We start from the raw sequence: 12,145 nt of genomic DNA, 5'->3' as shown, positions 1-12,145 counted from the left end.
TGTCGACGACTCCGAGCGGAGTGGGTCGAGGTCCAGGGGCCGCCTCGCGGTGAGGAGAGCCGGCCCGTGGGCACGCCACAGCTCGACTGTAGTCATCTGAAACATCAGTTCGGATGCTCGTTCGGAATCTGTGGATAACTCGCGAGGCAGCGCAACCCCCAGCCGGTGCGGAGGGTCGGCTGGAACACTGGCGATATGACGACCATCACGCTGACCAAGGGCCTCACCGCCTACCGCGCCGACCCGCCGAAGGGCGTCGAGCTCCGCGGCGGGCTCGTGCTCATCCACGAGATCTGGGGCCTCGTCCCGCACATCACCGACGTCGCCGACCGGTTCGCCGCGGAGGGGTACCTCGTCATCGCACCCGACATCCTGAGTGGCGCCGGCGTCACACCCGACATCGGTGCGGAGCTGGAGAGCCTCGTCTTCAACAGCGACGAGGCGACGAGGACCGCGGCACAGCCGAAGCTGCGCGAGAAGCTCTCGGCCTCGAAGTCGCCCGAGTACGCCGAGGAGGCGCTCGGGTACCTGGGGAAGGCCGTCGACGCCCTGTTCGACGAGGAGGGTATCGACGGCCGCGTCGCCGTCGTCGGCTTCTGCTTCGGTGGCGGCTACAGCTTCGCGCTCGCCGCGGCCGACCGCCGCATCCGCGCCGCTGTCCCGTTCTACGGCTACCCGCCGGAGCCCGAGGCTGTGACGAGCATCGCCTGCCCGGTCCTCGCGTTCTACGGCGACCAGGACGAGGGCCTCATGCAGAGCCTGCCCGAGCTGACCACGACGATGGAGGACGCGCGTGTCGAGTTCACCGCGACCGTCTACCCCGACGCCGGTCACGCCTTCTTCAACGACACCAACACGATCACGTACCGCGAGGACGCGGCCGCCGACGCCTGGGTGAAGACGCTCGCGTTCCTCGACACCTCGCTCGGCAACGCCTAGCCCGAGCCATCCGTGTCCGTTCGCCCGTTTCTGGGCGAAGAAACGCCCGCTCGCCCAAACATGGGCGAGCGGGCGTTCGGGTGAAACGGCGGAGGCCTAGGCGCCCTTGAGGCGGGTGGCGAGGTAGGCGTACAGCTCGTCGATGGCGACACGCTCCTGCTGCATGCTGTCGCGGTCGCGGACCGTCACGGCGTTGTCCTCGAGCGAGTCGAAGTCGACGGTCACGCAGTACGGGGTGCCGATCTCGTCCTGACGACGGTAGCGGCGGCCGATCGCACCCGAGTCGTCGAAGTCGATGTTCCACGAGCCGCGCAGCTCGTCGCCGATCTGGCGGGCGAGCGGCGACAGCGCCTCGTTGCGGGACAGCGGCAGCACGGCGACCTTGACGGGCGCGAGACGCGGGTCGAGGTGCAGCACGGTGCGCTTCTCGATCTTGCCCTTGGCGTTCGGCGGCAGCTCCTGCTCCTCGTACGCGTCGACGAGGAAGGCCATGAGCGCACGGGTCAGACCGAAGGACGGCTCGATGACGTACGGCATGTACCGCTCGTTCTTGGCCTGGTCGAAGTAACTGAGGTCCTTGCCGGACTGCTCGGCGTGCACCTTGAGGTCGTAGTCGGTGCGGTTCGCGACGCCCATGAGCTCGCCCCACTCGCTTCCGGCGAAGCCGAACTTGTACTCGATGTCGACGGTGCGCTTCGAGTAGTGCGCCAGCTTCTCCTGCGGGTGCTCGAACCAACGGATGTTGTCGGGCGTCATGCCGAGGTCGATGAACCAGGCCCAGCAGAGGTCCATCCAGGTCTGCTGCCACTCGTCGTCGGTGCCGGGCTCGACGAAGAACTCGATCTCCATCTGCTCGAACTCGCGGGTGCGGAAGATGAAGTTACCGGGCGTGATCTCGTTGCGGAACGCCTTGCCGATCTGGCCGATGCCGAACGGCGGCTTCTTGCGGGCCGTCTGCAGGACGTTCGCGAAGTTCGTGAAGATGCCCTGGGCGGTCTCGGGACGCAGATAGTGGAGACCGGACTCGTCGTCGACGACGCCGAGGAAGGTCTTCAGGAGGCCGGACATCTGACGGATCTCGGTCCACTGGCCGACCTTCGAGGGGTGCTCGGGGTCGGGGATGTCGGCGAGGCCGTTCTCCGGCGGGTGGCCGTGCTCGGCCTCGTACGCCTCGAAGAGGTGGTCGGCCCGGTACCGCTTGTGGGTGATGAGCGATTCGGTCAGCGGGTCGCTGAAGACCTTGACGTGACCGGACGCCTCCCAGACCGGGGTGGGCAGGATGACGGCGGAGTCGAGACCGACCATGTCGCCACGGCCACGCACGAACGCGTTCCACCACTGGCGCTTGATGTTCTCCTTGAGCTCGACACCCAGGGGCCCGTAATCCCACGCAGACCGCGTGCCGCCGTAGATGTCTCCCGACGGGAAGACGAAGCCGCGGTGCTGGGCCAGGGTGATGACGGACTCGAGATGGGACTGCTCTGCCATGGGTGTGGATCCTCCGTGCCGCTTGCCACGCGGCGGTACCTTCCGGTGCTGACGCCTGGCTGGCGCCCGCTCCCGGAACCCCTCAATCCTATGGGCGAGCCCGTGAGGACGCCCAACGGCCCTTGTCCCGCTCAGGGCGGCCGCCTAGCCTGACAACCATCGCGGTACGCAGGATGGAGCATCGATGGATTGGCTGTGGAACCTCGACGTCATCGACGGTCCACTCGTCTGGGTGCTCGACGGGCTCAGCATCGCCGGCCTGCTGTACCTCGTCATCCGTCGGTCCGGGCTGCTGTGGTACCTGAGCGCCGCCATCGCCCTCCTGGCCGGCGCGCTCCTCGCCCTGGGGACGGTGTGGCTGGTCTTCGACGTGCTCAACCTCTTCGGCGGGCCGTTGATCCGCTCCGCGGAGCCCTGGTTGATCGGCGTCTTCGCCGGCATCGCGCTCGCCGTCCTGACGATCTGCTGGCGCGTCTCATGGCAGCGGCGCGTCATCGCCGTCGCGTGCATCCTCGTCTTCGGCGCCACCGCGGCGCTGGGCGTCAACGGCGCGTACGGTGTCCAGACCACCCTCGGGTCGATGTTCCACGTCCAGAACCGCAAGCCGATCACCCTCGTGACGCCGACCAGCACGCCCACCGGCGATCCGGCCCGCCCGCTGTACGAGACGTGGAAGCCGCCGGCCGATCTGCCGAAGACAGGCAGGTTCGGCCCGCTTCCCACGGGCGACCGGATCCCGAACACGAACTCCGGGTTCAACGCCCGCCCGGCGCAGGTCTACTACCCACCCGCCGCACTCGTGAAGGATCCCCCGGCGCTCCCGTTCGTCCTCATGATGATGGGACAACCGGGTGACCCCGACGCGAAGTGGATCGGCGAGGCGCTCGACGCGATCGCCGCCGACCACCAGGGGCTCGCCCCCATCGCGCTCGTCGTGGACCAGCTCGGCGACCCCTCGGTGGATCCGCTGTGCATCGACGGGCGGTACGGGAAGGTGGAGACCTACGTCACGCAGGACGTCCTCCCCTGGGCGAAGGCGAACCTGCACATCCTCCAGTCGCCGAAGGATTGGACGGTCGCCGGGTACTCGGCCGGCGGCAGCTGTGCGATCTACTACGGAGCCAAGTACCCGCAGACCTTCGGCAACGTCGTCAGTGTCTCGGGCGAGGAGTATCCCGGAGCCGGCCTCCCGGCGGACAACCTGCGCGTGATATTCAACGGCGACCAGAACGCGTACGACGCGATCAAACCGGCGACCATCATGGCAAAGACGACGTACGCCGACACCGAGGCGTACTTCTCCGCGGGGACGGCGGACGCGGTCTACACCGACATGATGCGGCGCGCCGCAGCCACCGCGACGGCGGCCGGCTGGAAGGTCCAGACCTTCGCGATACCGGGTGGCGACCACGGCGCCAGCTCGCTCACGGGCGGGCTGGACCAGACGCTCCGTGCGCTCTACCCGCGGATCGGTCTCCAACGACCGTGACGGGGACGGGGCTCCGCGACCCGGCTTCCACTCCATCGTGGGCTGTGGAGAACTTCGGCGGCGGTCTGGACCGATTGGTTATGGTCGATGCCCATGACCACCCAGCTCCCGCCGATGCCACAGCCCCTCCTCGTCCAGATCGGCAACATCAGGGTCACTGAGGACGTGATCATGACGCCCGCCGGCACGTGGCCACTCGCGGACGTCAACGTGACGTCGAGCGATCAGACCTCGACGACCACCCACACCCCGGCGTGGGCCATCGTGCTGGTCATCGTGTTGATCTGGTTCTTCTTCCTCAGCCTGCTGTTCCTGTTCGCGAAGGAGAGGCGTGTCTCGGGGTTCGTCTCCGTGAACGTCCAGGCCGGCCCGTACACCTACACCGAGCAGGTCCCGATCTCGACCGACTTCGCCCGACACGACACCATGAACCGCGTCGGCTACACCCAATCACTGATCGGGCAGGCACGGCACCGGGCGATCGCGAACCGAGCGGCGGAGTCCTCCCGGACCCCCGAAGTGCGGTGACCGGTCGCTCGCGGGCCATGCACGCGACGAGATGACTCAATCGGGCGGCGGCGCGAGGGACGCGCCCTCGAGGAAGGCGCCCATGACGAGTTCGTGACGCAGTTCACCGAGGGTGCCGTCGAGACGGCCGACGAGGGTCTCGACGCCCATTCGGCCGAGTTGGGCGGCGGGCAGCAACGTGACGGCGAGTGCCGGGTCGGCCGCTTCCGACACCTCTCGCGTGGAGGCGACGAGGACGACGGACAGGTCGTCGGGGACCGAGACGCCGCGCCTGCCGAGCTCGCTCACGAAACCGAGGGCCGCCCGATCGTTGAGCACGAGGACGGCGGTGACCTCGGGCGCCTCCTCCTGGAGGGCCGCCGCGATCTCGCGACCACCGGCCGGATCGGGAGTGCACTGGAGCGTCCGAGCGCGGAGTCCACGGGCCGCGCACACGGCGTGGAAGGTCTCCTGCACGCGGATCACCGGGCCGTAACCGTCGAGGTCGGCCCGCTCGACCTCCTCGAGCAGGGCGAACTCCCGGTGACCGAGAGCCTGCAAGCGGTCGATGGACAACTCGACCATCCCCTCGAAGTCGACGTCGACGTAGTCGAGACCGGAGGGGTCGCGCGTCCGACCGATGAGCGTCAGTGGCGTCCCGGCCGCGAGCAGACGGTCGACCCGATGGTCGTCGAGCCGCACCTCCATGAGAATGACGCCGTCGATGAGGCCATCGGAGGTGAACTCGCGAAGCGCGTCTGGGTCGCTCGGCTCCGGCCAGAGGACGACGGTGTACCCGAGCTCGGCGGCAGCCTCCGCAGCACCGGTGAAGAAGCGGGCCGCGTTGTCGGACAGTCGATGCTGGAGCACCGGGAACAGCAGTGCGATGATGCGGGTCCGCCGGCTCGCGAGCGCGCGGGCGACCGCGTTCCGGCGGAAGTCCAGCTCGACCATCGCCGACTCCACCCGCAATCGAGTGGCCGGGGACACGGGCTTCGAATCGTTGACGACGAACGACACCGTGGCGACCGAGACCCCTGCGAGTCGCGCGACGTCACGCATCGTTGCCATGGATCCCCGTTCAGGTGCGGTGCTGTCCGGTCAGTCTCTCACGGATCACGATTCGGTAAACCGGTTAAATTACTCCTTGACGACTCCGGCGACGCGGTGCATGCTGGTTCCCGAAGCGCGCAGTAAACCGGTTAACTTTCTGGTCTGCGCGATCCGACCTCGACCGGCGAAGGAGCCGTGCTGATGCCTGTACCGACCACGGAGGACCGCCGGTCCGAGCAGCCACTGCGCGTCGCGATCGTCGGGTACAGCTTCATGGGCACGATCCACGCGCAGGCCTGGACCACCGCTCCCCGCTTCTTCGACCTCGGCCGCGGGGTCGACCTCGTCGCCGTCAGCGGTCGCGATGCCGACGCCGCCCGCGCGTTCGCCGACCGGTTCGGGATCTCCGACGTCGAGACGGACTGGCGAGCGCTCCTCACCCGCGGCGACATCGACGTGATCGACATCTGCACCCCTGGCCACCTCCACGCCGAGATCGCGATCGCCGCACTCGACGCCGGTATCCACGTCCTGTGCGAGAAGCCGCTCGCGAACACGCTCGAGGAGGCCGAGCGGATGAACGCCGCGGCCGAGCGAGCTGCGGCGCGCGGCGTTCACGCGATGGTCGGCTTCAGCTATCGGCGCACCCCCGCACTCGCCTATGCACGACGGCTCGTCGCCGATGGTCGCCTCGGGACGATCCGTCACATCCGGGCCCAATACCTGCAGGACTGGATCGCGGATCCGACGTTCCCGCTCGTCTGGCGGCTCGACGCCGACCAGGCCGGCTCCGGTGCGCTCGGTGACCTCGGCGCCCACATCATCGATCTCGCACGGTTCGTCACCGGGCAGGAGCTGACCGGCGTGAGCGCCCTCACCTCGACCTTCGTCACCGAGCGGCCGCTCCCCACCTCGTCGAGCGGCCTCAGCGCCACCGCGGGCGACGATCCTGAGGATGGCGACGCGGCGGAACCCCTCACCGGGCGGGTGACCGTCGACGACGCGGTCGTGTTCATCGCCCGCACCGACGGCGGCGCCCTGGCGACGTTCGAGGCCACCCGCTTCGCCACCGGTCGCAAGAACGCGATGCGGCTCGAGATCGACGGTTCCGACGGATCGCTCGTCTTCGACTTCGAGCGCATGAACGAGCTGCAGTTCCACGACCACACCCTCCCCGCCGAGGAGGCGGGCTTCCGGCGCATCCTCGTCACCGAACCCGGCCACCCGTATGCGGACGCCTGGTGGCCGGCCGGACACGGTCTCGGCTACGAGCACACCTTCGTCCACGAGGTCGCCGACCTCGCCCGTGACCTCGCCACCGGCCGGGCGCCCGAACCTGGCTTCGCCGACGGCCTCCTGGTGCAGCGTGTGCTCACCGCGGTCTCGGCGAGCGCCGGCGCAGGCGCCGCCTGGATCCCACTCGACCACTGACCGAACCACCCACCGCACCACGATCACCACCGCATCACGAACACCACTCACCAGGCAAAGGAGCCATGACATGAGATCCACGACCACCCGCGACACCCGGCCACGCATCATCCGTCGGCCGCATGTGCTCGGATCGCTCGCGATCCTCGCGATCACCCCGTTCGCCCTCACCGCGTGCAGCGGTGGCGGTGGCGCGGCGGCCGGAGGCGACGCCGGCACCCTCACGATCCTCGACTACTACAACAACGAACCCGACAAGACCCTCGTGGGCGACGCCCTCGACCGGTGCGCGGACGACGTCGGCGTGAAGATCAAGCGCGAGACCGTCCCCGGTAAGGACCTCATCCAGAAGGTGCTCCAGCAGTCGTCGTCCAAAACGCTGCCCGACGTCCTCATGCTCGACAACCCGGACGTCCAGGAGATCGCCGCGACGGGTGGCCTCTCGCCACTCAGCGACTACGGCGTCGACACCTCGGGCTTCGCGAAGGGCATCCTCGACGCGGCGAGCTACGAGGGCGAGGTCTACGGCCTGGCGCCGACGGTCAACACCCTCGGCCTCTTCTACAACGAGGATCTCCTGGCCGCGAAGGGCATCACCCCGCCGACCACGTGGGAGGAGCTCAAGACGGCCGCCGCCGCGCTGACCGAGGGCGACACCTACGGGCTCGCCTTCAGCTCCATCGCCACCTACGAGGGCAGCTGGCAGTTCCTGCCGTTCATGTGGACCAACGGCGGCGACGAGGCCGACCTCACGACGCCCGCCGTCGCCGAGGCCCTCCAGCTGCAGGTCGACCTCGTGAACTCGGGTTCGGCGTCGAAGAGCGTCATCAACTGGTCGCAGGCCGACGTGAACGACCAGTTCATGGCCGGCAAGGCCGCGATGATGATCAACGGCCCGTGGCAGATCCCGGCCCTCAGCGCCGACACGAACCTCAAGTACGGCAGCGTGCAGGTTCCGGTCAACAAGGCCGGCCAGACGCCCGTCGCCCCGCTCGGTGGCGAGGTCTGGACCGTCCCCGTGACCGGCGACAAGGACAAGCAGGCGAAGGCGGCGAAGTTCGTCGAGTGCATCTCGAGCGACGAGAACCAGCTCGCCCTCGCCGAGGCCCGCTTCACCGTCCCGACGAAGACGGCCCTGGCCGAGCAGTACGTCGCGAAGGTCCCCGAGATGGCCGCGTTCACGGAGCAGGTCGCCAACGCCCGCTCGCGCACCGGCGAGCTCGGCGAGGAGTGGCCCGAGGCCGCGACCGAGATCTACACCGCCATCCAGCTCGCCCTGACCGGGCAGGCGACGCCTGAAGAGGCGTTCAAGCAGGCGGCCGCGGGCTGATCCCGATGAGCAGTGGCATCGCCGGAGCATCCCTCCAGGACCGGAAGACCGACCAGCGGTCCAGCGGCACCGACGGGGGTGCGCCGACCAAGCGCACCCCCGCCGGGGCCGGCCGCCGGTCCCGACGCTTCCGTCGGGAAGACCTGATCAAGCTCGGCTTCGTCCTCCCAGCAGCGCTCTACATCGTGCTCTTCTTCGGCTATCCGGTCGTCAAGAACGTCACGATGAGCTTCCAGGAGTACACGACGAAGACGTTCTTCACGGGCGAGGCGCCGTGGGTCGGGTTCGCGAACTACGTGACCGTGTTCAGTTCCCAACTGTTCACACCGGCGCTGCTCAACACGGCGCTGTTCACGATCGGGTCGATCGCCGGGCAGTTCGTGATCGGGCTCGCGCTCGCCGTCTTCTTCAAGCGACGCTTCCCCCTGAGCTCGTTCCTCCGCGCGATGCTGCTGCTCCCCTGGCTCCTCCCCCTGATCGTGTCGAGCGCCACCTGGCGGTCGATCCTCGACCAGGACAGCGGCGTCCTGAACGCCGCCCTCGGATCCATCGGCCTGTCGGGCGTCCCCTGGCTGACGAGCCCGTCGGTGGCCCTGTTCGCGGTCGTCCTCGTCAACATCTGGATCGGCATCCCGTTCAACGTCACGATCCTCTACGGCGGCCTCCAGGACATCCCCGACGAGCTCTACGAGGCGGGAGCGCTCGACGGCGCGACCGGCTGGAAGGCGTTCCGCCACATCACCTGGCCGAACCTCCGCCCCGTCGTCAGCGTCGTACTCGTGCTCGGCGTCGTCTACACGATCAAGGTGCTCGACATCATCCTCGGCCTCACGAACGGCGGGCCGGCGAACGCTACCCAGACCCTCGCGGTGCGGTCGTACCAGGAGTCGTTCGTCAACTTCGAGTTCGGTGTCGGTGCGGCCTTCAGCAACATCCTCATCGTCATCTCGCTCCTCTTCGCCATCGTCTACCTGCGCGTGAACCGACGCGCGGTCGACGAGTAAGGACACGGACCCTCATGACCACGACCAGCATCGTGACCGGCGGCCGGCAGACGCGCCGCTTCGCTCCGGTCGGCCCACGTCGACACCGCGGCGACCGACGCCACCTCGGCTACACCGTCGTCGGCGTCATCATCCTCGCGATCATGCTCTTCCCCGTCTACTGGATGGTGAACGCGTCCCTGCAGCCCTCCGGAAACACGCTCACCGGGGACTTCTTCCCGGTGATCCCGAGCTTCGCCGGGTACGAGAAGGCGATCGCCGACCAGGGCGGGCACCTCGTCACGAGCCTCGTCATCTCGCTCGGCACCGTCGTCCTGTCGCTCGCGATCGCGGCCCCGGCGGCCTACGCCCTCGCGCAGTTCCGGTTCCGCTGGATCAGCATCGCCCTGCTCGTGATCCTCATCGCGCAGATGATCCCCGGCATCGTGATCGCCAACGCGCTCTACTCCGCCTACAACGACCTCGGCCTGCTCAACTCGATCCCCGGCTTGATCCTCGCCGACGCGTCGCACGCCATCCCGTTCGCGATCCTCATCCTGCGGGCGTCGATGCAGACCATCCCGCCGTCGATCGTGGAGGCGGCACGGGTCGACGGCGCGGGGCACGTGCGGGCCTTCGTCTCGATCGTCCTCCCGGTGAGCCGCAACGTGCTCATCACCGCCGGCCTGTTCGCCTTCCTCTTCTCCTGGAGCGACTTCCTGTTCGCCCTGACGCTGACGACCACGGAGGACGTCCGGCCAGTGACGCTCGGCATCTACCAGTACCTCGGCTCACAGGTCTCGAACTGGAGCGCGGTGATGGCGACCGCCGTCCTCTCGTCCCTGCCCGCGATCCTGCTGCTCGTCATCGCCCAGCGGTTCATCGCCGCGGGTGCGACGGGCGGTGCCGTGAAATGACCGACGACCACTCCGACACCCTCTCCGACCACGCAACGCATCCTCGAAGGAGCACCACCATGTCCGACAGCAGCACCCCCATCCGCGTCCTCGTCTGGGGCGAGAACCGCCACGAGCAGATCGAGGAGAAGGTCCGCGCCATCTACCCGGACGGCATGCACACGACCATCAAGGAGGGCATCGAAGAGCACCTCGGCGCCGAGGCTGTGGTGACCACGACCACGCTCGACGAACCGGAGCACGGGCTCACCGAGGAGGTGCTCGCCGCGACCGACGTGCTCGTCTGGTGGGGCCACGCGGCTCACGGTGAGGTCGCCGACGAGGTCGTCGAGCGCGTGCACCAGCACGTGCTCGCCGGCATGGGCCTGCTCGTGCTGCACTCCGGCCACTGGTCGAAGATCTTCGGCAAGCTCATGGGGACCTCGTGCACGCTCCGGTGGCGGTCGGAGGAGGACCGCGAGATCGTCTGGACCGTCGACCCGACCCACCCGATCGCCCAGGGTATCCCGCACCCGTTCATCATCCCGGCGCAGGAGATGTACGGCGAGTTCTTCGACGTCCCCGCGCCCGACGAGCTCGTCTTCCTCTCGACCTTCACCGGTGGCGAGGTCTTCCGTTCCGGCATGACCTACAAGCGCGGCTTCGGCAAGATCTTCTTCTTCTCCCCCGGCGACCAGGACTACCCGGTCTACCACCACGAGCACGTCCGTCGCGTCCTCGCGAACGGCGTCCGTTGGGCGCAGACGCTGCGTCCGGAACGCGCGGTGCCGGTCCTGCTTCGGTACGAGACCGAGGACTTCTACAACGGCCGCGGGTACGAAGGGGCGCTCGCGCGATGAGTGCTCCTGTCGACGGTGGCTTCGCGACGCTCGCGGACGCCACCAGGCCGGTCCGGCTCGTGCTCGTCGGTGCGGGCGGGATGGGACGGGCCTGGTTGCGGACGATCCTCGCGAACCCGGACACGGAACTCGTGGGCGTCGTCGACCTCGACACGGCCCTCGCCGAGTCGGCGGTGACCGACGCCGGGCTCCGGGTGGGCCCCGAGGGTGTCGTCGTCGGCACCAGCGTGTCGGTCGTCGCCGAGGGGACGGGGGCGGACGCGGTCGTCAACGTCACCGTGCCCGCCGCGCACCACCCGGTGAACACCGAGGCGCTCTTCGCCGGGTTGCCGGTGCTCTGTGAGAAACCGATCGCGCCGACGGTGGCGCAGGCGCTTTCCCTGGCGGCGACGGCCGAGGCCAGCGGGCAATTGCTCATGACGAGCCAGTCGCGTCGCTACTACGCATCGATCGCCGCCTTCCGGAAGCAGGTCGCCACGCTCGGTCGGCTCGGATCCGCGACGACCGAGTTCTTCAAGGCACCGCACTTCGGCGGCTTCCGCGAGGAGATGGCGCACGTGCTGCTCGTCGACATGGCGATCCATGCCTTCGACGCCGCCCGCTACGTCCTCGGCAGCGACCCGATCGCCGTGTACTGCGAGGAGTACAACCCGGGGTGGAGCTGGTTCTCCGCCGACGCCGCCGCGACCGCGGTCTTCGAGTTCGCCGGAGGCGTCCGGTACACCTACAGCGGCAGCTGGTGTGCGGACGGCGTGGAGACCTCGTGGAACGGCAGCTGGCGGGTGAACGGCGAGCACGGCACGGCCGTCTGGGACGGCGACTCCGCTCCGCAGCGGCAGCTCGCGCCGCAGGGCGGATCTCCGTCGGCGGTCGAGACCGCTGAGCTCGAGCCGGACGTACCGGAGGAGATCGCTGGCTCGCTCGTCGAGTTCGTCGATGCCCTGCGCACGGGGCGTGTCCCGTCGGGTGAGGTGCACGCCAACGTGCTGAGCCTCGCGATGGTGGAGGCCGCCGTGCGGTCCGCCGAGTCCGGCGAGCGCGTGGTCATCGCCGACGTGCTCGCCCAGGCGCACACGCGGGCGATCGAGGCCGAGCCGCGCGCCGACGTCCGGGCCGCGCTCGTCACCTCCCGCTGAGGTGAGGCGGACCGTCGCCCGCGCACCCCCCGA

Annotated in this window: 11 protein-coding genes; 9 read left to right on the top strand and 2 right to left on the bottom strand. The window is 68.7% G+C overall.

The annotated features are described in order from the left end of the window. Window positions 1–195 precede the first annotated feature (195 nt). Entirely contained in the window at window positions 196–939 is a 744-nt protein-coding gene (locus IFU30_RS01875) for a dienelactone hydrolase family protein (protein ID WP_192004111.1), read from the top strand. Window positions 940–1,035: 96 nt separating this feature from the next. Here IFU30_RS01875 and IFU30_RS01870 read toward each other — a convergent pair whose 3' ends face one another. After that, window positions 1,036–2,427: a glycine--tRNA ligase gene (locus IFU30_RS01870; RefSeq protein ID WP_064295424.1), complete on the bottom strand. Its 1,392-nt coding sequence runs from the start codon at window positions 2,425–2,427 to the stop codon at window positions 1,036–1,038. 184 nt (window positions 2,428–2,611) lie between these two features. Here IFU30_RS01870 and IFU30_RS01865 point away from each other — a divergent pair, with 184 nt between their 5' ends. Continuing rightward, window positions 2,612–3,916, top strand: a complete 1,305-nt coding sequence (locus tag IFU30_RS01865) for an alpha/beta hydrolase (RefSeq protein ID WP_192004110.1) — start codon at window positions 2,612–2,614, stop codon at window positions 3,914–3,916. Window positions 3,917–4,009: 93 nt separating this feature from the next. Continuing rightward, window positions 4,010–4,444, top strand: a complete 435-nt coding sequence (locus tag IFU30_RS01860; RefSeq protein ID WP_192004109.1) for a hypothetical protein — start codon at window positions 4,010–4,012, stop codon at window positions 4,442–4,444. 36 nt (window positions 4,445–4,480) lie between these two features. On the opposite strand, the gene IFU30_RS01855 is transcribed toward IFU30_RS01860, so the two are convergent. Further along, entirely contained in the window at window positions 4,481–5,494 is a 1,014-nt protein-coding gene (locus IFU30_RS01855; protein ID WP_249404621.1) for a LacI family DNA-binding transcriptional regulator, read from the bottom strand. A gap of 183 nt (window positions 5,495–5,677) precedes the next feature. Between IFU30_RS01855 and IFU30_RS01850 the strand changes: the two genes are divergently transcribed. The 6 genes from IFU30_RS01850 (at window position 5,678) to IFU30_RS01825 (ending at window position 12,112) form a co-directional block, all read left to right on the top strand. Continuing rightward, entirely contained in the window at window positions 5,678–6,907 is a 1,230-nt protein-coding gene (locus tag IFU30_RS01850) for a Gfo/Idh/MocA family protein (RefSeq protein WP_192004108.1), read from the top strand. 70 nt (window positions 6,908–6,977) lie between these two features. Further along, window positions 6,978–8,237, top strand: coding sequence for a sugar ABC transporter substrate-binding protein (locus IFU30_RS01845; RefSeq protein ID WP_192004107.1), 1,260 nt, complete (start codon window positions 6,978–6,980; stop codon window positions 8,235–8,237). A 5-nt stretch (window positions 8,238–8,242) separates the two neighbouring features. Beyond that, window positions 8,243–9,241, top strand: coding sequence for a carbohydrate ABC transporter permease (locus IFU30_RS01840; protein WP_079704484.1), 999 nt, complete (start codon window positions 8,243–8,245; stop codon window positions 9,239–9,241). Between the two features lie 14 nt (window positions 9,242–9,255). Then, window positions 9,256–10,137, top strand: a complete 882-nt coding sequence (locus tag IFU30_RS01835; protein ID WP_192004106.1) for a carbohydrate ABC transporter permease — start codon at window positions 9,256–9,258, stop codon at window positions 10,135–10,137. A gap of 59 nt (window positions 10,138–10,196) precedes the next feature. Beyond that, entirely contained in the window at window positions 10,197–10,976 is a 780-nt protein-coding gene (locus tag IFU30_RS01830; RefSeq protein ID WP_159876781.1) for a ThuA domain-containing protein, read from the top strand. Continuing rightward, window positions 10,973–12,112, top strand: coding sequence for a Gfo/Idh/MocA family protein (locus IFU30_RS01825; protein WP_192004105.1), 1,140 nt, complete (start codon window positions 10,973–10,975; stop codon window positions 12,110–12,112). The genes IFU30_RS01830 and IFU30_RS01825 overlap by 4 nt, the downstream gene beginning before the upstream one ends. The last annotated feature ends 33 nt before the right edge of the window (window positions 12,113–12,145 follow it).

The organism is Plantibacter sp. CFBP 8798, from assembly GCF_014841195.1.
Taxonomy (GTDB): Bacteria; Actinomycetota; Actinomycetes; order Actinomycetales; family Microbacteriaceae; genus Plantibacter; species Plantibacter auratus.
This window is presented reverse-complemented; position numbering and strand designations above follow the sequence as displayed.